The sequence below is a fragment of the Devosia crocina genome (assembly GCF_900116545.1).
Taxonomy (GTDB): Bacteria; Pseudomonadota; Alphaproteobacteria; order Rhizobiales; family Devosiaceae; genus Devosia; species Devosia crocina.
Map to the genome: position 1 here is coordinate 1,521,566 of NZ_FPCK01000001.1, position 22,713 is coordinate 1,544,278.

Below are 22,713 nucleotides of genomic sequence, written 5' to 3' on the forward strand. Positions count from 1 at the left end.
AAATGTTGCCAAAATGTGACAGTCGCGCACGCACCCTTGGACTGAAAGCCGAGATCAGTTTCGTCGGCTATGCTTGACGATCTCTATCGAGTGGGTCCGGATCTTCTTGCGCAGCGTATTCCGGTTGAGCCCCAAAAGGTCGGCGGCCTTGATCTGATTGCCACCGCATGCATTCAGCGCCATGGCGATCAGCGGAGCTTCTACACGGTCGATGACACGCTGATAGAGTCCGGCAGGCGGAAGGTTCGGCTCGTACTCGCGCAGCAACTGACCGACATGGCTTTCAACTGCTGTCGACACATCCACCGGGCCGATCGTTGAGTTGATCTCGGGTCGTTCGGCGATGTTGAGTTCGTTTTGCACGATCTCGGCAGAGATACTCTCATCGGCATACAGCGCGGAAAGCCTCCGCACCAGGTTTTCCAGCTCTCGGATATTGCCCGGCCAGGAGTAGTTCTGCATCAGGCGAATCGCCTCCGCCGAGATGGTCTTGGTCGGCTCTCCTTCCCGCTCCGCAGCGCGAAGGAAATGCTGAGCAAGGTCGGCGATATCGTCGATACGTTCGCGCAGCGGCGGCAGGCGGATCGGCACGACATTGAGACGATAATAAAGGTCCTCGCGGAAGAGGCCTTGCCGGATCATCTGGCTCAGATCCCGATGAGTGGCGGCAACGATGCGCACATTGGTCTTGATGGCGCTGCGGCCACCAACCATTGTATATTCGCCCTCCTGCAGCACGCGCAGAAGACGCGTTTGCGCGTCCATCGGCATATCGCCGATCTCGTCGAGAAAGAGCGTCCCGCCTTCCGCCTGCTCGAAACGTCCGGACGAGCGGGTGTTCGCGCCGGTAAAGGCGCCCTTCTCGTGCCCAAAGAGCTCGGCCTCGATGAGGTCGCGTGGAATGGCTGCCATGTTGATGGCGACGAAGGGGCCATTCCGGCGCTTGCCGAAATCATGCAGCGCGCGTGCCACCAGTTCCTTGCCGGTGCCGCTTTCGCCGGTGATCATGACGGTCAGGTCGGTCTGCATCAGCCTGGCCAGTGCGCGGTAGATATCCTGCATGGCCGGGGACCGCCCGACCAGTGGCATGGACTCGCTCTGCTCTTCCACCTTACGGTCGGCCGCCGTAGGCTTCTTGGCGTCTGCCAGCGCGCGCGAAACAACGGAAAGCACCTCGGTGATATCGAAGGGCTTGGGCAGGTATTCGTAGGCTCCGACTTCAGAAGCGCGGATCGCGGTCATGAACGTATTCTGTGCGCTCATGACGATCATTGGCAGGTCGGGCCGCAACTTCTTGATCTTGGGCATGACCTCGAAGGCGTTTCCGTCGGGCATGGCGACGTCGGTGATCAGCACATCGCCCTCCCCCCGGCTGACCCAGTTCCACATGGTGGAGATGTTGCCGGTTGGCCGAACTTCATAGCCGGCGCGGGTCAGTGCCTGGTTAAGTACCATGCGGATCGCGGCATCGTCGTCAGCGAGCAGGACTACGTGGCTCATTTCGTCGATACCTCGTCAGAATTTTGTTGGAAGACGCCATTGGCAACGGGCAGCAGAATGCGGAAGCGCGTCCGCCCTGGCCGGCTCTCGCAGTCGATCACTCCGCCATGATCCCCCACGATCTTGGCGACGAGGGCGAGCCCCAGACCGGAGCCGTTGGTCTTGGTGGTGACAAAGGGATCGAAAAGGAAAGGCAGCGTATCGAGCGGCACACCTGGTCCGTTATCCTCGATGACGATCTCAAGCGGCAGGGAAATACGCTCCGCTACGCCAGCCACGCTGATACGAATTCCCGGGCGGAAAGCAGTGGAGAGACGGATTTCGGGTTTCTGTGTTCTCTCAAGCGCTTCCGAGGCATTTTTCACCAGATTCAAGAACACTTGAATAAGCTGGTCTCGATTGCCCAGCACCGGTGGCAGGGAGGGATCGTACTCTTCAAAGAAGGTGATTCCGCGCGCGACCCCGTTGCGGGCAAGAAGTTTTACCCGGTCGAGAACGACGTGAATGTTGATCGGCTCGCGCTCCATCGGGCGCTCGTCGCCAAACACTTCGACACGGTCGATCAGCCCAACGATGCGATCGGTCTCCTCACGGATCAGCCGGGCAAGCGGCACCTCGTCGCTGGCAACGGTTTGTTCCAACAATTGCGCCGCCCCGCGGATCCCCGAGAGTGGGTTCTTGATCTCGTGCGCGAGCATGGCAGCAAGGCCTGTCACCGATCGCGCCGCGCCGCGAGAAACCATTTGCCGGTCGATCTTGTCGGCCATGGTGCGCTCCTGGATCAGCACCGCGACCTGTCCATCCACATCGGACATGGGACTGGCGAAAACATCGGCAATGCGCTCGTCTCCAAAGCGGGACGAGCCTATGCGAACCCGGTACTCGGTCATTGGCGCACGGCGGTTTACCACCGTTTCGACAAGGCTGATGATAGGTGAGCCGAAGGCGAGCAGATCGTCCAGCTTCTGCCGCGTCAACACGCTCAGCGATGCCCCGAAGAACGCCTCCGCTGCATAGTTCACGAACTGGATCTTGCGTGCCTCATCGAGCACGATGATGGGCTGAGGCAACGCCTGCAGCACCGAGCGAGCGGGCACGGCATCGAGGATAGTCAAGGCAGCGCTCATGCGGCTGCTCTCCATTCATCGGAAAAGATTCGGCCGATCAGGTCGATGACCTCGGCCGGCTGATCGTTGTTCAACAGCGCCGTGCGCGTCGGTTTATCGAGATTGAGACCGGCGGCTTCAGCATACCAGTCGAGATGCTTGCGTGCGGCACGCGAGCCGACCTCGGTGCCGTAGTCCACCAGCATCTCCTGATAATGATGACGGATCAGCTCGATCAATTCGGTACCGCTTGGGGCATCCGGCGGCTTTTGACCGGCAAGCACAGCACCGATCTGCCCTACCCGCCATGGCTGTCCCTGAGCACCGCGGCCAAGCATCACAGCAGCCGCACCTGACTGATCGAGCGCTTCGGTTGCGCTTTCGCCATCCACAATGTCGCCATTGACCACCACGGGTACAGCGACAGCCTCTACCACAGCGCGCACCAACGCCCAGCGCGCAGTACCTTTGTAGAATTGCTGCCGCGTGCGACCGTGTACGGTGATCATCTGCGCCCCGGCGCTCACCGCCAGCCGCGCGATGTCCGGCGCATTGAGGCTGTCATCATCCCAGCCAAGCCGCATCTTTACTGTCACTGGCAGCTGCGTTGCGCCGGCGACGGCTTCAACGATGGCCAGTGCCTGGTCAGGCACGCGCATCAGGGCTGAACCAGCATACCCACTGGTGACACGCTTGGCGGGGCAGCCGAAGTTGATGTCGACGATGTCCGCGCCGGCGCTCTCCGCGATACGGGCGCCCTCGGCCATCCAGCCCGGCTCGCACCCGGCAAGCTGCACCATGTGGGGCAGTTCCCCTGCCCGGCTGAGCTTTCGCACCATATCGGCGTGCCCGGTACCGAGCGCGGCGCTGGCGATCATCTCTGATACCACAAGTCCGGCACCGTAGCGCTCGGCGATCTCACGAAATGGACGGTCGGTGATTCCCGCCATCGGTGCCAGAATGGCCCGGTTGCGGACTTCATGTCCGCCAATGCTCAACGGGAAGGCATTACCAGACAAAGAGTGCCCCAGAAATCATCAATCAAAGCAACGTGCCCGCACAATAGTCATTATGCGCGCTGGTGCAACACCCAAAGGATCTGCAGAGGGTGGGAAGCTGCGCTGCTCTTGCCGCATGCCAAGGCGAAGGCTAGACCAGTTCTATCTCTGACGGTCGAGTAGCCGCTGCCTATATGTCCATACGTCCTAAATCCATAGCCGTCATCATCGTCGCCGCTGGCAAGGGTGAGCGCGCCCACTCGGAAGGCACCGCTCATCCCAAGCAGTATCGAACCGTCGCCGGCCGCGCCGTCCTCGCTCGCACCGTGGATGCCTTTCTGGCTCATCCCGCTATAGCGACGATCCTGCCGGTCATTCATTCGGATCACGCAGAGGCTTACGCAGCTCTGAAGCTCGAGGATACACGCCTCCGTTCGCCCATCACGGGTGGCGCGACCCGCCAGGCGTCGGTTCTCGAGGGCTTGAAAGCGCTGGCGCCGGAGCGGCCGGATCTGGTTCTCATCCAGGATGCCGCCCGCCCCTTCGTGTCTCCGAAACAGATAGAGCAGGTGCTGAGCGCGCTCGAGAGCCATGATGGCGCCCTGCCAACCCTGCCGCTTACCGACACGATCAAACGCGCTCCGGATGGCCGTGAAATCGCCATTACGGAAGATCGGCGCACGCTCTTTGCCGCGCAAACGCCACAAGGGTTCCGGTTCGGACAGATCTTTTCCGCGCATATGCGGGCCGCAACGGTTCGGCGCGAGTTCACCGACGATGCGGAAATCGCCGAATGGGCAGGTTTGCGCGTGGCAATGACCACTGGCGACCGGGACAATTTCAAGATCACGCATCCGGAGGACTTCCGGCGTGCAGAGCGGCATATTCTGGGAGACAAGGCCATGGAGACACGCGTGGGCACTGGCTACGATGTTCATCCCTTCGAGCCGGGTGACGCAGTGTTTCTCGGCGGCGTGCGCATCGAGCATACCGCCAAACTGCAGGGCCATTCCGACGCAGATGTTGCGCTTCATGCTCTGACCGACGCTATTTTAGGCGCGATCGGCGAAGGCGATATCGGTGTTCACTTCCCGCCCAGTGACATGCAATGGCGTGGTGCCCGCTCCACCATCTTCCTTGAACACGCCGGAAAGCTGGTGTCCGAGCGCGGTGGGCGCATAGTCAATCTCGATGTGACGATTGTTTGTGAAGCGCCCAGGATTGCCAAACACGTCCCGGCGATGTGCACTGTCATTGCCCAGACTCTGGGCATCAAAGCCAGTCGCGTCGCGATCAAGGCGACAACAAGCGAAAAGCTCGGGTTCATCGGGCGGGAGGAAGGTATTGTGGCTATGGCAAGTGCAAGTGTTGAAGTACCAAGGGATGAGTGATGGCAAAAACCGTTCAGGCGAGTGAACCAAGTGCCGGCAAGCGCATCATCGACCTCTTACGCGAAACCAATCGCAGCATCGTCACGGCTGAAAGCTGCACGGGCGGCCTGATCGCGGCTGCCTTGACCGACGTTCCCGGCTCCTCCGCCGTGGTCTATGGCGGCTTTATAACCTACTCCAACACCGCCAAGTCGAAGATGATCCAGGTCCCCTCGCGCCTCATCCATGACTATGGCGCGGTTAGCAATCAGGTCGCCCGTGCCATGGCAGACGGCGCGCGCAACACCGCCCGCGTCGACATCGCCGTTTCCGCAACTGGCATTGCCGGTCCGGATGGTGGCACGGACAAAAAACCGGTTGGTCTGGTATACGTAGCCGTTTCTTCGGACCTGGCCACCGTCGTTATCGAGCACCGCTTCGGCGACATCGGCCGCGACGAAGTTCGCAAGGCGACGGCGGCGGCAGCGCTGGATCTGGTTCTGCAGGTGCTGACCAGCGTAGAAGAGTAAAGCAGAGCATTTCAACTCTGTTTCAAGCGGCTGGCATTCCCGTCTTCGTCACCACCGGGCCTGTCCCGGTGGTCCATGCCTAGGCAAGATGGATTGTCCCGACGCGCCGGGCAAAAGCGTCAGGCGTAAAATGCTTCAACTGCCAAATCGCCGGTCGGCTTCTTCTGCAAAAGCCCGGATGATCTCGTCCTGCTTGGCAGCGAAGGCAGGCTCGGCGACGGCCGCAATGAAGGGGTTCGAGATTTTGAAGTCGATCTCGAACCGGACCCTTGTCCCCTGCCCCTCTGGCTCGAACGACCAAATCGAATCGAGATAAGCGAACGGACCATCGACAGCCTTCGCCGCGATCGTCAGAGCGTCCGGGTCGATCGTCACGCGGCTTGTATAGGCTTGCGTGATTGGCCCAAAATAGAGGGTCATTTTTGCAAGGCGCACGTCCTTGTCCCGGGCAGCAGGATCGGGACGCACGTCCATCGCCTTGCAGTTCGGGATGAAGCGCGGGTAGTCCTCTAGCTCGCTGACGATTTCGAACATCGAGTGCGGCAGGTGCGGCACATGCCGCTCAAAAAAGCGCTTCATCAGTGACCAAGCTTTGCAAGACGCGCTGCCTTGAGCTGGGCGAAATCTTCGCCGGCATGGTGCGAGGACCGGGTGAGCGGGCTCGAAGAAACCAGCAAAAAGCCCTTGGCGGTTGCTACAGTAGCGAAGGACTTGAACTCCTCAGGCGTTACAAACCGCTGCAGCGGATAGTGCTTCTTGGTTGGCTGCAGATACTGGCCGATGGTCAGGAAATCGACTTCAGCCGAGCGCAGATCGTCCATGAGCTGCAGGACCTCGTTCCGCTCCTCACCCAGGCCGACCATGATGCCGGACTTGGTGAAAATGGTTGGGTCGAGCTCCTTGACCCGCTGCAGCAGCCGGATCGAATGGAAGTAGCGGGCGCCGGGCCGAACCTTCAGATACTTTGACGGCACGGTTTCGAGATTGTGGTTGAACACGTCGGGCTTCGCCGCCACAACAACCTCGAGCGCACCATCCTTGCGGAGAAAATCGGGCGTAAGGATTTCGATCGTGGTGCGCGGGTTCCGGGCGCGAATAGCCAGGATCACATCGGCAAAGTGCTGCGCGCCGCCGTCAGCCAGATCGTCCCGGTCGACCGAGGTAATCACGACATGCTCAAGACCGAGCTTTTGCACCGCAATGGCGACATTTTCCGGCTCGTGGGGATCGAGCGGTCCAGGAAGGCCCGTGCGCACATTGCAAAAGGCGCAGGCCCGCGTGCAGATCTCGCCCATGATCATCATGGTCGCGTGCTTCTTGCTCCAGCACTCGCCGATGTTTGGGCAGCCGGCTTCCTCGCAGACGGTGACGAGATTGTTCTCGCGCACGATCTCTTGGGTTTCCTTGTAAATCGGAGAACCCGGAGCCTTCACGCGGATCCAGTCGGGCTTGCGCAGCACGATGCTGTCGGGCCGGTTGGCCTTTTCAGGATGGCGCGGCTTAAGCGCCGAATTATCGATGAGCGTGACCATATTAGTCCTGTCTGGGCAAAGTGTTTCCAGGCGAAGTGGGTATCGGTTCGCTGTCCGGAAACACGTCCACTAGAGCCCCTATATCGCTCCCATGAGCTGCCGGTTCAACCCGGCCTTTCTGCTAGGCTGGCTTGCGTTCGGATCAGCCAAGCACCTCTGCGACCTCTACCCAATCGCCGCCGCGAGAGGCCGAAAGGATGCTCGACTGTACAAGAGCCAACGAACCCAGATTGTCCGCGCCGGAGCTGAAGCCGACTGGCACCGTTCCTGTCTCGATCACCTTGGCGATAGCGTTCAGTGTGCCCTTGCGATCTGGAAACTGCACGGGATCGAGTGGTATAGGCCTTGGTTCCTGATCCAGAGGCTGCAGAGTCAGGATATCCGGACCGGTCCGATCGCGGAAATGGTCGCGCGACGTCCAATGGATCTGGCCCTGGGCTGCATCCATCACCCATTCGCCGGCCCACGGCGTCACGGCCCCGGTGTTCATCCAGCTTGCTCGGTAGGACACCATCGTGCCTTTCGAAAACTCGATCAGCGCCGCCCCGCTCGGGTGGAACTGGAACGGGCTGCCCGGCGGGTTCCAGGTCCGGCACGATAGACGCACCGGCTCTTCCCCGAGTACATAGCGCATCAGGTCGAAGTGGTGGATCGACATGTCGGCGAGGAGCGGATCGGGCATATCCCAATAGCGATAGCCCTGGCTTGGACCATGCCGGCGGAAATCGATGGACACCATGTTCATGACGCCAAACTGGTTCTCGGCGATCAGCTTGGCCGCAGCGATCGGTGCAGGTTGATGGCGATAGTTCTGGCTGACCATCAGCACCCGGTCCTGCGCCTTGGCGAGGGTAACTAGTTCCTTGCCTTGGGCGATGGTCGAGGTGAAAGGCTTTTCGACGATTACGTGATAGCCCAGCTCGAGGCAGCGCTTGACCACGGGGTAATGCGCTTCGGTCCGCAGAGTGCAGATCGCAAGCACCGCATCGGTTTTCTTTGCTGCTTCTTCAAGGCTGGAAAAGCAGAATTTTGGATCTATTCCCAACTCCGTCTGCAGGCGTTCGGAGGCCTCGGGATTGGTATCCACATAGCCCACCATTTCGACAGAGGGAACTTTAGGGATAACTTCCTTGGTCCAGCTGAACCCCCAGTGTCCGAGGCCGATCTGAATTGCCTTGACCATGTGGGAAACTCCTGTGGTTTTTTTGCTTTTTCCAGCCACCGAACCCCGGCGAAGGCCGGGACCCATCTTGAGATAGCGGGGTCGTCGGAAGTTCCGAGGAAGGCCCCGACCGTGGCCCGGGCGCCATCCTCAGATTGCCAGACTCGATCAGATGTTCAGCGCGCGATCATAGGCGTTGAGCACGCTTTCCTTCATCGTTTCGCTTAGCGTTGGGTGCGGGAAGATGGTGTGGATCAGTTCTTCTTCAGTGGTTTCAAGATTCATGGCTACGACAAAGCCCTGGATAAGCTCGGTAACCTCTGCACCAATCATGTGCGCGCCGAGAAGTTCCCCGGTTTTGGCGTCGAAAATGGTCTTCACCAAGCCGTCCGGCTCGCCAAGCGCAATTGCCTTGCCATTACCCACAAATGGGAAGCGCCCCACCTTGATTTCGCGCCCAGCTTCCTTGGCCTTGGCTTCGGTCAAACCGACGCTGGCCACCTGCGGCTCGCAATAGGTACAACCCGGCACCTTAGTCTTGTCGAGGCCATGGACCTTGAGGCCGGCGATTTTCTCGACGGTAATCACCGCTTCATGCTCGGCCTTGTGCGCCAGCATCGGCGGGCCAGCGACGTCGCCAATTGCCCAGATCCCGTCCACACTGGTCTTGCCGTAGTTGTCGATGACGATGGCGCCACGCTCCGTCTTGACGCCAACGGTTTCGAGGCCAAGCCCCTCGATATTGCACATAACCCCGACGGCCGAAATCAGCTTGTCGCCGGTGACCTGCTGGGTCTTGCCATCCTTGGTCTCGACATGCGCAACAACGCCGTTACCGGTTTTCTCCACCTTGGCAACCTTGGCTTCGGTGATGATCTTGATCCCACGCTTTTCCAGTCGCTTGCGGGCAAGGCCCGAAATCTCGGCATCCTCAACCGGCAAGATGGTCGGCAGCAGTTCAATCACCGTCACTTCCGCACCGAACGAACGGTAAAACGAAGCAAACTCGATGCCGATGGCGCCCGAGCCCATGACCACGAGCGACTTGGGCATTTCAGCAGGCTTCAGCGCCTCGAAATAGGTCCAGATCTTGTTGCCATCGGGCTCGATACCAGGCAGCACGCGCGGGCGGGCGCCGGTGGCGATGATGATGTTCTTGGCCTTGTAAGTGCCCTCGCCTAGCGTATTCTTCGGCACTGGGCCCTGCGGCTGCACGACCGGCTTTTTCGAGGCGGCAACCTTGATCTCGCCGGGCTTGGTGATGGTGGCTTCGCCCCAGATGATGTCGATCTTGTTCTTCTTCATCAGGAACTGCACGCCATTGTTCATCTGCGCCGCGATAGCGCGCGAACGCTTGACGATGCCGTCGAGATCGAAGCCGAAATTTTCGGCCGTCAGGCCGTAGTCCTTGGCATGGCCCATATGGCCGTAGATTTCGGCCGAACGCAGCAGCGCCTTGGTCGGAATGCAGCCCCAGTTGGAGCAGATGCCGGCCATGTGCTCGCGCTCGATGATGGCCACCTTCATACCGAGCTGCGCGCCGCGAATGGCAGCGACATAACCGCCGGGACCGGCGCCGATGACGAGAAGATCGTATTGGTCAGCCATAAGGGCCTCCAGAAGAAGAGAGGGTCAAAGACCCAGAATTTGTTTGACGAGCGGCACGAGCCCCACCCCGATCGCGCGCGTATTGGCGGGGTCCAGATGGACGCCGTCACGCGGATCGGCCTTGGCAACCGTCGCCGCATCGAAAAAGGCAACGCCGGTTTCCTCGGCATGCCGACGATAATGCCGCGCAAATTCACGCGACTCGCGGAAAAGATGGTCGAGCCCGCCAAAATTGCCCAGCATGTTCTCGTTGGTCGTCTCGACGACGGCAGGCGGCGACACCAGCAGGATCTGCGGCGCCGTCTCCCCGGTAGCCGCAAAGTGCCCCCGCGTTATTTCGACCAACCGGCGAGCCCCGCGCGCCGCATAGGCCGCTGAACCCGCGACAAACGGCTTGAGATCGTTGGTCCCGAGCATGATGATCACAAGGTCGAGCGGCTTATGGCTGTCGAGCAACGTGGGCAAAATCCGCGCCCCGTTACGGTCGGCGGCAGCCGTCCAGTCGTCATAAGCCGTAGCGCGACCGCCAAGACCTTCGGCGATCACCCGCGCCTGCCCGTCGAGCCCCTTTTCGAGTGCCGTCGGCCAGCGATCCTCATAGGCGTGCCGCGGACCACCACCAGGATCCGCGCCATAGGTCAGGCTGTCGCCATAGGCGAGAATGGTCTTCATCGACGGCTCCATCAGAGCGTTTCCAGAAAAAATGGGAACCGGTTTTCCGGTTTGGAAACGCGACCAAAGAAACCTAGGGCGCAGCCCTAGGCCAGCATCATCACCGGGTTTTCGATCAGCCCCTTGAACACACCGAGCACTTCCGCACCCAGTGCACCATCGACGGCGCGGTGATCGCAGGAGAGCGTTGCCGTCATGAACTGGCCAATCTTGATCTGACCATTGTCCGGATAAACGCGCTCTTCGCCGGCGCCGACCGCCAGGATCGTGCCATGCGGCGGGTTAATGACGGCCGAGAAGTGCTTGATGCCGAACATGCCGAGGTTCGACACGGACGACGAACCGCCCTGATATTCGTGCGGCGCCAGCTTCTTGGATTTGGCGCGGCTCGCCAGATCCTTCACCTCTTCCGAGATTTCCCGCAGCGTCTTGGTGTCGGCCGATTTGACCACCGGAGTGAAGAGGCCACCCGGCACAGACACGGCAACGGCAACGTCCGAGCGCTTGTGGTAGAGGATCGAGTCCCCCGCCCAGGTCGCATTGGCCGCCGGCACGCGCTGCAAGGCAATCGCCCAGGCCTTCATGATGAAGTCATTGACCGAGAGCTTGAAGGCCGGCTTGCCGTCTTTGCCCTTGGGTGCTGTGGCATTTATCTGCTCGCGCGCGGCCATCAACGCGTCGATCTTGCAATCGAGCGTCAGGTAGAAGTGCGGCACGGTCTGCTTGCTCTCGGTCAGGCGCGCAGCCACGACCTTGCGCATGCCGTCGTTCGGCACGACCTCGTAGGTGCCCTCTTCGTAGAGCGCCATGACCTGGTTCTTGCTCATGCCGGTTGCGGGCGCAGCACCAGCAGCAGACTTGGCAGCGCCCTTCCCGCTCTTGGCAGCTTCAACGTCCGACTTGACGACACGGCCCTTGGGGCCCGAACCGGCGATAGACGAAAGGTCGATCCCAGCTTCCTTGGCGAGGCGCTTGGCCAGCGGCGAAGCAAAGACGCGACCGCCATCGGACTTGGCCGGGGTTGGCGCGGGCGAAGCTTTCGGCGCGCTCGAACCAGTGTTCGAGTTGAAAACCGGTGCGGTCGATGTCGTCGACGTGCCCTTGTCATATTGCAGCGTACCGGCATCGCCCTTTGGCGCTTCAGTCTTCGGCGCATCGGTCTTGGCTTCAGCCTTCGGCGCCTCGGCCGGCTTTGCGCCGCCTGAGCCGATCGCGCTGGCGTCCTCACCATCCTGCAGAAGCACGGCGATGACGGCGTTGACCTTCACATTGTCAGTGCCTTCGGCAACGAGGATTTTGCCGATCTTGCCCTCGTCGACGGCCTCGACTTCCATCGTAGCCTTGTCGGTTTCGATTTCGGCGATCACGTCACCGGAGGAAACGCTGTCCCCTTCCTTGACGTGCCATTTGGCGAGCTTGCCCTCTTCCATCGTCGGAGAAAGCGCCGGCATGGTGATATCGATTGGCATCCCGGAAACTCCTTACGAGCGGTAGGTCACGGCGTTGACGGCCGCGATCACTTCATCGACGTTTGGCAGCGCCAGCTTTTCAAGGTTGGCAGCGTATGGCATCGGCACGTCCTTGCCGGTCACACGCATGACGGGCGCATCAAGATAGTCGAATGCCTGCTCCATGACGCGCGCCGAAATATCGGCGCCAATGCCGCCCTGCGGCCAGCCTTCTTCGACGGTCACGAGGCGACCAGTCTTCTTCACCGACTCGATGACAGTGTCGATGTCGAGCGGACGAAGCGTACGCAGATCGATCAGTTCGACGTCGACGCCGGCAGCAACCAGCTTTTCCGTCGCCTGGGTCGCATAGCGCATGCCCATCGAGAACGAGACGATGGTCACGTCCGCACCCTCACGGGCAATGCGCGCCTTGCCGATCGGCAGGACAAAGTCATCGACCTTGGGCACGAGACCGGTTGAGCCGTAGAGAATTTCGTTTTCAAGGAAAACGACTGGATTCGGCGAGCGAATAGCCGCCTTGAGAAGCCCTTTGGCGTCCGCCGCGCTATAGGGCGCGATGACCGTCAGCCCGGGAACGTGAGCGTACCAGGCCGAATAGTCCTGGCTGTGCTGGGCCGCCACGCGGGCTGCTGCACCGTTCGGGCCGCGGAACACCATTGGTGCCGTCACCTGACCGCCAGACATGTAAAGCTGCTTGGCGGCGGAGTTGATGATCTGGTCGATTGCCTGCATGGCAAAGTTCCAGGTCATGAATTCAACGATCGGCTTGAGCCCGGCAAAGGCCGCACCGACCGCAAGTCCGGCAAAGCCATGCTCGGTGATCGGCGTATCGATTACGCGCTCGGCTCCGAATTCCTGCAACAGGTTCTGGGTGATTTTGTAGGCACCCTGATATTCGGCGACTTCTTCACCCATGATGAAGACGTCCTTGTCGCGACGCATTTCCTCGGCCATCGCCTCGTTCAGCGCCTGGCGAACGGTCATCTCGACCATCTCGACGCCGTCTGGCAGGTCGGGATCGTTCTGCGCAACGAATTTAGGGGCTTCGGCGCCGGATCTCGGCTCCGCCGGCACAGGTGCTGCGGCTGCAGCCACAGCCGAATCGCCGTCCGGATCGGATGAGGTCGCCTGAGCGGCCGGGCGGTTCCCCTCGCCTACTTCCTCGCCTTCACCCATAACCAGGGCGATGGGCGTGTTGACCTTGACGCCCTCGGTGCCTTCCTCGATCAGGATTTCTTTGACCACGCCTTCATCAACCGACTCGACTTCCATGGTCGCCTTATCGGTTTCGATCTCGGCCAGAACGTCGCCGGACTTGACGGTGTCTCCAACCTTGACCAGCCATTTGGCGAGCTTACCCTCTTCCATCGTGGGAGAAAGGGCGGGCATGAGGATTTGGGGCATATCAGCTCTCCAGAATGGTAGCGCCGGGCATGGTGGCCACACGGCGAAGTTCGAGTTGTTCGGCAAGACGGGCGGGCAGAACGCGCCAATCGGTGATTGGGGTCTCGGCAGCCTCGATGGCGGCGCTCCCCTGGCGTTCGTTCACGGCCCAGCCGCTCAGAATGAGGCCAAGAATGACAAAGGCGATGCAGGCGATAACCGCGCGCTTGTAGAGCGCGGCTTGCACTTCCCCGCTCAGGCCTGCCCGGTGCGCGATCTGCTCGAAGCGCCACCAGCCAAACAGCCAGTCGCGCCAGCTGGCGCCAGACGCGGCCGCCATGCGGCTGATTGCCATGGCCTGTCCGGCCGCGAGCAGGCCGGACAAGAGGGCAAAGAGCATGACGACACCGAGCAGGATGCTCATCGCGGGATCAGGCCTCGATCGTGATATCGGTCCAGAGTTCGGATGCATCCGGCTCCGGATCGTTGGTCGCGAAGTCGGCCGCCTCGGTCACGATCGCGCGGATCTCGGTTTCGATCTTCTTGAGATCTTCCTCGCTCACCGAACCACCTTCGATCAGACGCGCACGCACCTGCTCGATAGGATCTCGCTCCTGGCGATACTTGGTCACTTCGTCCTTGGAGCGATACTTTGCCGGGTCGGACATCGAGTGACCGCGGTAGCGATATGTCAGCATCTCGAGGATGTAGGGTCCGTTGCCGGAACGGGCATGTTCAATGGCGCGCTGCGCTGCGTCATAGACCATGCGCACATCCATGCCATCGACCTGCTCGCCCGGAATGTCGAACGACGCGCCGCGCTTGGAGAAGTCGGTGGTCGCCGCAGCACGCTCGATCGAGGTGCCCATGGCATATTTGTTATTCTCGATCACGAACACGACCGGAAGCTTCCAGAGCTTGGCCATGTTGAAGCTTTCGTAGACCTGGCCCTGATTGGCCGCGCCATCGCCGAAATAGGCAATGCTGACCGAGCCGTCGCCGGTATATTTCGAAGCAAAGGCCAAGCCCGCGCCGAGCGACACCTGCGCGCCCACAATGCCGTTGCCGCCATAGAAGCGATGCTCGTTGGAGAACATGTGCATCGAACCACCCTTGCCTTTCGACAAGCCGCCCTGGCGACCGGTGAGCTCGGCCATCACGCCCTTGGGGTCGAGTCCCATGACCAGCATATGGCCGTGGTCGCGATACCCGGTGATCTGGGCATCCTTGCCCTTCTCGCTGGCCATGGTGATGCCGGTAACAACCGCTTCCTGGCCAATATAGAGGTGGCAAAAACCGCCGATCAGGCCCATGCCATACATCTGGCCAGCCTTTTCTTCGAAACGCCGGATCAGCAGCATCTCGCGGAAAGCCTCCAGATCCTGTTCCTGCGTGAACTGAGGGGCATTGGGCATTGTGCTGGCCGAAGTAGCCGTCGCCTTGCGCGCCATAGGTGGCTCCCGAAATACAATTGGAATTAGCGGCTTGGCCCGATCAGGCCATCTCCTGCACTATAGCGCAAGCTGGCGGCAGATAAAATTGCTCACCGCGCCACCCTGAACAAGGCCTAGAGCGTTGAATCTGCCTCGATAATCTGAATTAACTGATCATCGATTAATTCTCGGAATTTACCAGAAATCGGTTGACCGCTGTCCGGGTGCACCATGACCAGAATGTCATCGGCATGCGCCATGTTGAGCAAGCTGCGCGCACGTTCGGTAACGATGTCGGGGTCAAGGTGACGCGGGTCCATCAGCGAATTGCGATGGGCAAAGCTGTCGATTTCGCCTTGCAAGGCGGCCGAACGATCCTTCAGAACCTGGATGTCGGCCAGAATCGCATCTCGGCTTTCGATACCGAAATTGCCGTTTATGGCCGAATAGCCAAGATAGCCCTGGAAGGCGATCAGCGACACTGCGAGAGCGAGAGGTCGCCAAAATGCTGGGCGCTTGAGACGTGTGGGCATGAGCAGACCGATATGGGGTGTCCCACTATGTGGCGCGAGCCCTTAATAACCCGTTTCCCATAATGGCACCGGTCGGCATTCCACAGCCATGGTCTTAGCAGCCCTCCCGTCTCGGGAGAGCTGCTGGACATTCGGTTATTCTTTGACCCCGATCGCTTCATTGGCGGCAATCGCCGCCATGTTGACGATGCCACGACTCGTCACGGAAGGCGCAAGGATATGTGCTGGGGCCATCGTGCCCATCAGGATCGGGCCGACAGCCAGCGCGTTGTTCATTTCCTTGAGCAGGGTCATCGAGAGGTTGGCCGCATCAAGATCGGGGAAGATCAGGAGATTGGCTTCGCCACGCAGGACCGAGTCGGGGATGTAGCGGTCGCGCAAGTTTTCATTGAGCGCCAGGTCGCCCTGCATCTCACCCTCGACGATCAGGTCCGGCGCCACGACCTTGAGCTTGTCATAGGCCTCGCGCATCTTGAAAGCGCTGTCCCCGTCGCGCGAGCCGAAGTTGGAGTAGCTCAGAAGGGCCACGCGTGCCTCGATGTTGAACCGCTTAAGGTGATCGCGCGCCTGGAGGGCAATCGAGACGATTTCGTCCGAACTCGGGTTCTGGTTGACATAGGTGTCAGCCAGGAAGAAGGCCCCACGCGGCATGATCAGCATTGATAGCGCCGATGCATCGCTCACCCCGTTCTGCAAGCCGATAATCGAGCGGATATCGCGCACATGCTTGATGAACCGGCCCTGGAGGCCGCAGATCAAGCCATCCGCTTCGCCACGCTTGACCGCCAGCGCACCGATCACGGTTGTATTGGTGCGCACGATCGTGCGCGCCGTATCCGGTGTCACGCCGTTGCGCCCAACCAGCGAATGGAAGAGGCTGACATAGTCGCGATAGCGGGGATCGTCTTCGGGGTTGATGACCTCGAAATCGCGCCCCGGCTCGATGCTGAGCCCGAAGCGTTCGATGCGCGCCTCGATCACGGCGGGTCGGCCGATCAGGATCGGGCGGGCGATCCGCTCCTCGAGCAGAACCTGGGTGGCCCGCAGCACGCGCTCGTCTTCACCATCGGCAAAGGCGATGCGCTTGTTCTGGCCCTGCGCCCGATCGATGATCGGCTTCATCACCAGCCCGGAGCGGAACACGAAGCGGTTCAGCTGGTCCTGATAGGCGTCCCAGTCCTTGATCGGCTGCTTGGCCACGCCGGATTCCATGGCAGCGCGCGCCACGGCCGGCGCTATGCGCAGGATCAGCCGCTGGTCGAAGGGGTTGGGGATGATGTGCTCGGGGCCGTAAACGGCCGGTGCCCCCGAGGGGGAAACCTCGAGGCCCGGCTCATGCGCCAGTTTGGCAATGGCACGCACGGCCGCCAGCTTCATCTCTTCGTTGATCGTCGTTGCATGCACATCGAGCGCGCCGCGGAAGATGAACGGGAAGCAGAGGACGTTGTTGACCTGATTGGGGTAGTCCGAGCGCCCGGTACACACCATCGCGTCGGGCCGTGTCGACTTGGCCAGTTCGGGCATGATTTCGGGGTTCGGATTCGCCAGAGCCAGGATCAGCGGCTTGGGCCCCATCTTGGTCAGCATCTCCGGCTTCAGCGCGCCTGCCGCCGAAAGACCCAGGAACACGTCGGCGCCTTCGATCACCTCGGCCAGCGTCGTGGCATCGCTTTCCCGGCGGAATTGCCCGCGCCACTTGTCGTTGACGTCGTTGCGCTTGTGGGTAACCAGACCATCCTTGTCCGCCACCCATATATTTTCGTGCTTGGCACCGAGGGCGACGAGCACGTTGAGGCACGCGATAGCGGCCGCCCCTGCCCCGGAGGTGCAGATCTTGACCTCTTCGATCTTCTTGCCGCTCAGCTCGAGCCCATTGAGCACAGCAGCGCCTACAATGATGGCGGTGCCGTGTTGGTCGTCATGAAAAACCGGAATCGGCATGCGCTCGCGTAGCGCTTCCTCGATCTCGAAGCAGTCCGGCGCGCGGATATCTTCAAGATTGATGCCGCCGAATGTGGGCCAAAGCGGCGCCACGGCATCGCTGAACTTCTTGGGGTCGATCTCGTCGATTTCGAGATCGAAAACATCGATCCCGGCGAACTTTTTGAAGAGAACAGCCTTGCCTTCCATCACAGGCTTGGAGGCAAGCGCCCCGATATTGCCCAGACCGAGAACAGCCGTCCCGTTCGAGATCACCGCGACCAGGTTCTGCCGCGACGTGTAGCGCGCAACCGCCTCGGGGGTTTCGGCGATCTCTTCGCAGGGCGCCGCGACGCCGGGCGAATAGGCCAGTGCAAGATCCCGCTGATTGCCCAGCGGCTTGAGCGGCTGAATCTCGAGCTTGCCGGGCTTGGGAAATTCGTGGAAATGCAGAGCGGCTTCGCGCAACACCTTGCGCTGCTCATTGGGATCGGTCGTCACGTTTTCCTCCGGCACAGCAGATGCCGGTGGTACTGCCACCATTCCGAGGCGATGAAAAGGGGCCAGGCGGCCCTCTTCTCACCCTAACCGCCTGCAATCGATTGAGTTATGATCACGCCGCGTCGTTGAAGCCGCCATCGCTGCCTGCTCCTGCGGATTCATCCGGCGTCGAAGCCAGGGCCAGTGCTAGTTCGCGGAAAGCTCCGATCTTAAGTGCGGGTGCGAAGATATAACCCTGCGCCTGCGTCACGCCATGGGCGCGAAGATAAACCGCCTGCGCCTCAGTCTCGACGCCCTCAGCCACGATCTCGCAGCCAAGATCCTTCGACATGGCGATGAGCCCATCAAGCACAGGCACCTGATTCGTGCCTGGCTTGATCATATCCACGAAGATGCGGTCGATCTTGATGACGTCCACGCCGAGCGTAGCGATGTAGGCGAGGTTCGAATGGCCCGTGCCCGCATCGTCCATGGCAATCTTGGAGCCGAGCGCATGGAGCCCCGAAATGACGCTGTTGACCGCTGGCGAGCTTTCCAGCGGCCGGCGCTCGGTGATTTCGAACACCAGCTGATCGTAGGAAATGGGCGAATTGCCGAAAATCGCCTGCACGTCCTCCACGATCCCGACATCCCTGAAGTGGCCTTCGAAAAGATTGATGGAGATCTTCAACCCCGGCATCTTCTGAGACAGCTCGGACAGGTCGTAACGCACCTGCTGCATCAAGGACAGTGTCATGGGAATAGCCATGCCGCTGGCTTCGGCATAATCGATGAAAACGCCCGGCGGCACGATTTCGCCATTGGGCTTTTCCCAGCGGCACAACACTTCGCAGCCAACGAGCCCACCGGTGCGCAGATTGATGACCGGCTGATAGTAGGGCTTGATCTCGTTTCGACCGATTGCGCGTTCCAAATCAAACGAGGGCACGCGCGAGCGGCGCGCATAGCGCAGCGCCAGCAGCAAAAGGCCGGCGCTGACGAAGCAGGCCAGAATGGTAAAAATGACATCGAGGTCGGCATAGTTGGCGCGCGCAACAGAGAACGGCACCACGTAGCGGACCTTGATCGGCAATTCGCCGGCAAAGCTTTCCACCACCAGATAGTCGGTACTGTTGACGGCACGCTGCATGTCGACTGCCGACCCGATGGACAATACGGTGAGGCCACTCGTCAGGGCCACATCGACCATCCCCCCTGGAGCAAGTGAGGCTTCCCAGGTTTTCATGGACGACGCGATGATCGGAACGAAGGCAGAGACACGCCGGGTTCCCCCGAGGACCTGGCTCACCTTGACCGCCGGAGTGCCCATTTCTGCGAAGGCAACGATCGATATGGTTTCGGTGAGGCCCGGTACAGGCAAGGATTCGGAGAGTGGAGACTGCTGCACGCCGCGGCCGAAGGCGTCGCAATACTGCACGCCATCCATGTTCTCGACCAGCACCTGCTTGACGTTGACGCTGTTCTCGATTGCCTGAAGAGCGATACCCGTGAAAGTCGGCGTGCAGAAGGACGGGCTGTCGGCAATCACCTTGCGCAAGGTCTGGACAGCGTCCGTGGTATAGCCGTTGATCCGTAGGCCCAGTTCGTCGGCAGTCGCCTGCAAGCGCGCCAATTCCTTGGTTCGCGCATATCCATCGAGCAGATAATCGACCGAAATAATCGGAACGAAAGCCAGAAGCGTGCCCAGCAACATAAGAAGGTGCGAGAACTTCGCTTTCACGGAATAGATCCACTTCCAAAGAGGTGATCGAACGCTAGCGTTTGCCGCCTAAAAACGCGTTAACCAGTGCCTCCGCAAGGGGAAAAGACAAAGGGCGGATTCGCAGACCCGCCCCCAAAATCGATGATCGCAAAAGAGCTTAGCTCTGAACGTTCAGCCTGATGCTGAGTTCGCGCAACTGCTTGTTGTCGGCCGCGCTTGGTGCGCCCATCAGCAGATCTTCCGCCTGCTGGTTCATCGGGAACGCCGTGATCTCGCGCAGGTTGGCCACACCACAGAGCAGCATCACGATGCGGTCGATACCGAAAGCGGCGCCACCATGCGGCGGAGCGCCATACTGGAACGCACGGTAAAGGCCGCCGAACTGCTCTTCGACCTCATCGCGCGACTTGCCGGTCAGCTCGAACGCCTTGACCATGGTCTCGGGTTCCTGGTTACGAATCGAGCCCGAGGCAATTTCGTAGCCGTTGCAGACCGCATCATATTGATAGGCCTTGAGCGAAAGCGGATCGGACGAGTTTAGCGCCTCAATGCCGCCCTGGGGCATCGAGAACGGGTTGTGGGCGAAGTCGACGCGCTTTTCCTCCTCGCTCCATTCATAGAACGGGAAGTCGACGATCCAGCACAGCGCGAACTGCTCGGTGTCGACAACCCCAAGATCGGTACCGACCTTCGTGCGGGCCTCGCCTGCGAACTTGTAGAACTTCTCCGGGCGCCCTGCGACAAAGAACACGGCATCGCCATCATCAAGATCAAGCTGGCTCTTGATCGCTGCGGTGCGCTCTTCGCCGATGTTTTTGGCGATTGGACCGGAACCAGCACCATCCTTGAAGAAGATATAGCCAAGGCCCGGCTGGCCCTCGCCTTGTGCCCAAGCGTTCATGCGATCACAGAACGCGCGGCCGATCGGCTCGGCACCGGCCTTGTTCTTGGCCGGAATGGCCCAGACTTCGACCTTGGGATCCGCTTCGATCTGGTTGGCAAAGACCTTGAAGCCGGACCCGGCGAAATGTTCGGTGACGCCTTGGATTTCGATCGGGTTGCGCAGGTCGGGCTTGTCCGAGCCATACTTGCGGATCGCGGTGTCATAGGGAATCCGCGGCCAGCCTTTGGTAACGCGCTTTCCGTCCGCAAACTTTTCGAAGACATCGGTCATCACCGGCTCGACGGTGTTCCAGACATCTTCCTGCGTTACGAAGCTCATTTCGAGATCGAGCTGGTAGAATTCGCCCGGCAGGCGGTCGGCACGCGGATCTTCATCGCGGAAGCACGGCGCAACCTGGAAATAGCGATCGAAGCCGGCAACCATCAGTAGCTGCTTATACTGCTGCGGCGCCTGCGGTAGCGCGAAGAACTTGCCCGGATGGATACGGCTCGGCACAAGGAAGTCGCGAGCGCCTTCCGGCGACGAGGCTGTCAGAATGGGGGTCGAAAATTCGGTAAAGCCCGCATCGCCCATTCCGGCACGCATGGTCGAAATGATCTTGGTGCGCTTAAGGATGTTGGCGTGCAGCTTCTCGCGACGCAGGTCGAGGAAACGGTAACGCAGGCGCACGTCCTCGGGATAATCCTGGTCACCAAAGACCGGCAGCGGCAGTTCCTTGGCGACGGAGAGCACTTCGATTTCGCGGATGAAGATCTCGATCGCGCCCGTTGCGATGTTGGAATTGACGGCAGCGGCATCACGCAGCTTCACTTCGCCATCGATCCGCAGCACCCATTCCGAGCGCACCTTTTCAGCGTCGGCAAAGGCGGCAGAATCAGGGTCGATCACGCACTGGGTGATGCCGTAGTTGTCGCGCAGGTCGATAAATAGCAGACCGCCATGGTCGCGGATGCGGTGGACCCAACCGGACAGGCGCACAGTATTGCCGGCATCGTCCGCCGTCAGAGCGCCACAAGTGTGCGTGCGGTATCGATGTGTGGTCATGATCAAACTCAAAAAGCTGCAGTAAAGGCCGGATTCTTGGGCGCGAAAAGCGCATGGAGCACCCCGCTTGTCAAGCGTCAGCCCGGTAGCGGCGGGCAACGGAAATCCGAGGTGGAGCTATCGGCCATCACCTGCTAGGAACAATATTGACGATTTTGAGACGGTAACCCGTATGGACCTTATAGTTTCCACAGAGGCGCTTGCGGATTTTTGTGAGCGCGCCGCCCGGTTTGACTTTGTGACCGTGGACACAGAATTTCTGCGCGAGACCACCTACTGGCCAAAACTGTGCCTGATCCAGGTGGCAACCAATGACGAGGCGGTGCTGATCGACCCGATCGCCTATGACTACGATCTCAAGCCCTTCTTCGAGCTTCTGGCTAATCCATCGGTCACCAAGGTATTTCACGCCGCCCGGCAGGATATTGAAATCTTTGTCAAACTGACCGGCAAGGTGCCGCACAACATCTTCGATACGCAAATTGCCGCCAGCGTTTGCGGCTTCGGGGACAGCGCATCCTATGACAGCCTGGTGCGCGCCATCTGCAAGGTGGAACTCGACAAATCCTCGCGCTTCACCGATTGGTCGGCCCGCCCGCTCTCGGAAAAGCAGCGCGCCTATGCGCTGGCTGACGTCACTTATCTCCGCGACATTTATCGCGAGCTACGCAAGCAGGTCGAACAGACCCGCCGCTGGGACTGGGTTGAAGACGAACTGACAACCCTGCGCAGCATCGACACCTATGTCGTACGCCCCGAGCACGCCTGGGAGCGGCTCAAGATGAAGATCAACCGTGCGCGCGATCTTGCCGCCCTAAAGGTTCTTGCCGCCTGGCGCGAACGCCGCGCCCAGCAGACCGATCAGCCGCGCAGCCGAATCTTCAAAGACGACGCGCTCTACGATCTGGCGATGCAGCGTCCCGTGACGCCGGAGGCTTTCGACAAGTTGCGCGCGGTGCCGCGCGGTTTCGGTCGCAGCGCCGCGGCTGCCGAAATCATGGAACTGCTGAAGGAAGTCGAGGCGCTGCCGAAGTCCGAACTACCGGTCATGCCCGAACGCTACCGTGGCCCGTCACCCAAGGGCGCAGTCGGCGATCTCATCCGGGTTCTTCTCAAGTCAGTCGCCGAGCAAAACGGCGTCGCGGCGCGCATCATCGCCACATCAGACGAGATCGATGCCCTGGTGCTCGACGATGAGGCTGATGTTCCTGCACTCAAAGGCTGGCGGCGCAAGCTTTTCGGCGAGAAGGCTCTCGCGATCAAGCATGGCCGCGTGGGTCTCGCCGCCACGCGCAAGGGCGTGCTCGAATTCCCGGTCAATCCGGCTCAGGCTGCTGAATAAG

Annotated in this window: 19 protein-coding genes; 3 read left to right on the top strand and 16 right to left on the bottom strand. The window is 60.5% G+C overall.

The genetic code is table 11. From position 1 onward, the window contains the following. Positions 1-54: 54 nt before the first annotated feature. The 3 genes from ntrC to dusB are packed head-to-tail and all read right to left on the bottom strand — an operon-like array spanning position 55 to position 3,625. The gene (gene ntrC / locus BM364_RS07340) at positions 55-1,500 is read right to left on the bottom strand and encodes a nitrogen regulation protein NR(I) (RefSeq protein WP_092422880.1); all 1,446 of its coding nucleotides are present in this window, start codon (positions 1,498-1,500) and stop codon (positions 55-57) included. Further along, on the bottom strand, positions 1,497-2,627 hold the full coding sequence (locus tag BM364_RS07345; protein ID WP_092423971.1) for a two-component system sensor histidine kinase NtrB: 1,131 nt from the start codon (positions 2,625-2,627) through the stop codon (positions 1,497-1,499). Before BM364_RS07345 ends, ntrC begins: the two co-directional genes overlap by 4 nt. Continuing rightward, a complete protein-coding gene (gene dusB, locus BM364_RS07350) occupies positions 2,624-3,625 on the bottom strand; it encodes a tRNA dihydrouridine synthase DusB (protein WP_244542790.1) in 1,002 nt (333 codons plus the stop codon). The genes BM364_RS07345 and dusB overlap by 4 nt, the downstream gene beginning before the upstream one ends. A gap of 173 nt (positions 3,626-3,798) precedes the next feature. On the opposite strand from dusB, the gene BM364_RS07355 reads away from it, so the two are divergent. Together BM364_RS07355 and BM364_RS07360 are read left to right on the top strand one after the other, a co-directional pair. Then, positions 3,799-4,995 carry a bifunctional 2-C-methyl-D-erythritol 4-phosphate cytidylyltransferase/2-C-methyl-D-erythritol 2,4-cyclodiphosphate synthase gene (locus BM364_RS07355; protein WP_092422882.1) on the top strand — a complete coding sequence of 399 codons (1,197 nt, stop codon included), beginning with the start codon at positions 3,799-3,801 and terminating at the stop codon, positions 4,993-4,995. Continuing rightward, positions 4,995-5,504, top strand: a complete 510-nt coding sequence (locus BM364_RS07360; protein WP_092422884.1) for a CinA family protein — start codon at positions 4,995-4,997, stop codon at positions 5,502-5,504. The genes BM364_RS07355 and BM364_RS07360 overlap by 1 nt, the downstream gene beginning before the upstream one ends. A 135-nt stretch (positions 5,505-5,639) precedes the next feature. Here the strand turns inward: BM364_RS07360 and BM364_RS07365 are convergent, their stop codons facing one another. The 13 genes from BM364_RS07365 to aspS form a co-directional block, all read right to left on the bottom strand. Next, positions 5,640-6,083 (bottom strand): type II toxin-antitoxin system RatA family toxin, encoded by a 444-nt coding sequence (locus BM364_RS07365; RefSeq protein ID WP_092422886.1) that lies wholly within the window; start codon positions 6,081-6,083, stop codon positions 5,640-5,642. Then, a complete protein-coding gene (gene lipA / locus BM364_RS07370) occupies positions 6,083-7,036 on the bottom strand; it encodes a lipoyl synthase (protein ID WP_092422888.1) in 954 nt (317 codons plus the stop codon). The genes BM364_RS07365 and lipA overlap by 1 nt, the downstream gene beginning before the upstream one ends. A 142-nt stretch (positions 7,037-7,178) precedes the next feature. Further along, positions 7,179-8,219 (bottom strand): Gfo/Idh/MocA family oxidoreductase, encoded by a 1,041-nt coding sequence (locus BM364_RS07375; protein ID WP_175528503.1) that lies wholly within the window; start codon positions 8,217-8,219, stop codon positions 7,179-7,181. 147 nt (positions 8,220-8,366) lie between these two features. Next, a complete protein-coding gene (gene lpdA, locus BM364_RS07380) occupies positions 8,367-9,806 on the bottom strand; it encodes a dihydrolipoyl dehydrogenase (RefSeq protein ID WP_092422892.1) in 1,440 nt (479 codons plus the stop codon). Between the two features lie 24 nt (positions 9,807-9,830). Beyond that, on the bottom strand, positions 9,831-10,478 hold the full coding sequence (locus BM364_RS07385; protein ID WP_092423975.1) for an SGNH/GDSL hydrolase family protein: 648 nt from the start codon (positions 10,476-10,478) through the stop codon (positions 9,831-9,833). Positions 10,479-10,564: 86 nt separating this feature from the next. After that, complete coding sequence (locus BM364_RS07390) at positions 10,565-11,947, bottom strand: pyruvate dehydrogenase complex dihydrolipoamide acetyltransferase (protein ID WP_092422894.1); 1,383 nt, start codon at positions 11,945-11,947, stop codon at positions 10,565-10,567. Positions 11,948-11,959: 12 nt separating this feature from the next. Continuing rightward, on the bottom strand, positions 11,960-13,354 hold the full coding sequence (locus BM364_RS07395) for a pyruvate dehydrogenase complex E1 component subunit beta (RefSeq protein ID WP_092422896.1): 1,395 nt from the start codon (positions 13,352-13,354) through the stop codon (positions 11,960-11,962). Position 13,355: 1 nt separating this feature from the next. Then, positions 13,356-13,757 carry a hypothetical protein gene (locus BM364_RS07400; RefSeq protein WP_092422898.1) on the bottom strand — a complete coding sequence of 134 codons (402 nt, stop codon included), beginning with the start codon at positions 13,755-13,757 and terminating at the stop codon, positions 13,356-13,358. A 7-nt stretch (positions 13,758-13,764) separates the two neighbouring features. After that, positions 13,765-14,784, bottom strand: coding sequence for a pyruvate dehydrogenase (acetyl-transferring) E1 component subunit alpha (pdhA, locus tag BM364_RS07405; protein WP_092422900.1), 1,020 nt, complete (start codon positions 14,782-14,784; stop codon positions 13,765-13,767). 116 nt (positions 14,785-14,900) lie between these two features. Next, positions 14,901-15,248, bottom strand: a complete 348-nt coding sequence (locus BM364_RS07410; protein ID WP_175528504.1) for an FtsB family cell division protein — start codon at positions 15,246-15,248, stop codon at positions 14,901-14,903. Positions 15,249-15,434: 186 nt separating this feature from the next. Beyond that, the gene (locus BM364_RS07415; protein WP_092422904.1) at positions 15,435-17,762 is read right to left on the bottom strand and encodes an NADP-dependent malic enzyme; all 2,328 of its coding nucleotides are present in this window, start codon (positions 17,760-17,762) and stop codon (positions 15,435-15,437) included. Positions 17,763-17,832: 70 nt separating this feature from the next. Further along, on the bottom strand, positions 17,833-19,440 hold the full coding sequence (locus tag BM364_RS07420; RefSeq protein WP_139232533.1) for an EAL domain-containing protein: 1,608 nt from the start codon (positions 19,438-19,440) through the stop codon (positions 17,833-17,835). Between the two features lie 139 nt (positions 19,441-19,579). Then, complete coding sequence (gene aspS, locus BM364_RS07425) at positions 19,580-21,370, bottom strand: aspartate--tRNA ligase (RefSeq protein ID WP_092422908.1); 1,791 nt, start codon at positions 21,368-21,370, stop codon at positions 19,580-19,582. Between the two features lie 172 nt (positions 21,371-21,542). Between aspS and rnd the strand changes: the two genes are divergently transcribed. Then, a complete protein-coding gene (rnd, locus tag BM364_RS07430) occupies positions 21,543-22,712 on the top strand; it encodes a ribonuclease D (protein WP_092422910.1) in 1,170 nt (389 codons plus the stop codon). Position 22,713: the final 1 nt, after the last annotated feature.

What these genes read in the sequence shown, in the direction of transcription:
- pdhA (WP_092422900.1), bottom strand. Translation starts at nt 14,784, where the DNA reads ATGGCGCGCAAGGCGACGGCTACTTCGGCCAGCACAATGCCCAATGCC.
- BM364_RS07385 (WP_092423975.1), bottom strand. Translation starts at nt 10,478, where the DNA reads ATGAAGACCATTCTCGCCTATGGCGACAGCCTGACCTATGGCGCGGAT.
- BM364_RS07390 (WP_092422894.1), bottom strand. Translation starts at nt 11,947, where the DNA reads ATGCCAATCGATATCACCATGCCGGCGCTTTCTCCGACGATGGAAGAG.
- BM364_RS07400 (WP_092422898.1), bottom strand. Translation starts at nt 13,757, where the DNA reads ATGAGCATCCTGCTCGGTGTCGTCATGCTCTTTGCCCTCTTGTCCGGC.
- lipA (WP_092422888.1), bottom strand. Translation starts at nt 7,036, where the DNA reads ATGGTCACGCTCATCGATAATTCGGCGCTTAAGCCGCGCCATCCTGAA.
- lpdA (WP_092422892.1), bottom strand. Translation starts at nt 9,806, where the DNA reads ATGGCTGACCAATACGATCTTCTCGTCATCGGCGCCGGTCCCGGCGGT.
- BM364_RS07365 (WP_092422886.1), bottom strand. Translation starts at nt 6,083, where the DNA reads ATGAAGCGCTTTTTTGAGCGGCATGTGCCGCACCTGCCGCACTCGATG.
- BM364_RS07355 (WP_092422882.1), top strand. Translation starts at nt 3,799, where the DNA reads ATGTCCATACGTCCTAAATCCATAGCCGTCATCATCGTCGCCGCTGGC.
- BM364_RS07345 (WP_092423971.1), bottom strand. Translation starts at nt 2,627, where the DNA reads ATGAGCGCTGCCTTGACTATCCTCGATGCCGTGCCCGCTCGCTCGGTG.
- aspS (WP_092422908.1), bottom strand. Translation starts at nt 21,370, where the DNA reads ATGACCACACATCGATACCGCACGCACACTTGTGGCGCTCTGACGGCG.
- BM364_RS07360 (WP_092422884.1), top strand. Translation starts at nt 4,995, where the DNA reads ATGGCAAAAACCGTTCAGGCGAGTGAACCAAGTGCCGGCAAGCGCATC.
- BM364_RS07375 (WP_175528503.1), bottom strand. Translation starts at nt 8,219, where the DNA reads ATGGTCAAGGCAATTCAGATCGGCCTCGGACACTGGGGGTTCAGCTGG.
- BM364_RS07395 (WP_092422896.1), bottom strand. Translation starts at nt 13,354, where the DNA reads ATGCCCCAAATCCTCATGCCCGCCCTTTCTCCCACGATGGAAGAGGGT.
- ntrC (WP_092422880.1), bottom strand. Translation starts at nt 1,500, where the DNA reads ATGAGCCACGTAGTCCTGCTCGCTGACGACGATGCCGCGATCCGCATG.
- rnd (WP_092422910.1), top strand. Translation starts at nt 21,543, where the DNA reads ATGGACCTTATAGTTTCCACAGAGGCGCTTGCGGATTTTTGTGAGCGC.
- BM364_RS07415 (WP_092422904.1), bottom strand. Translation starts at nt 17,762, where the DNA reads ATGGTGGCAGTACCACCGGCATCTGCTGTGCCGGAGGAAAACGTGACG.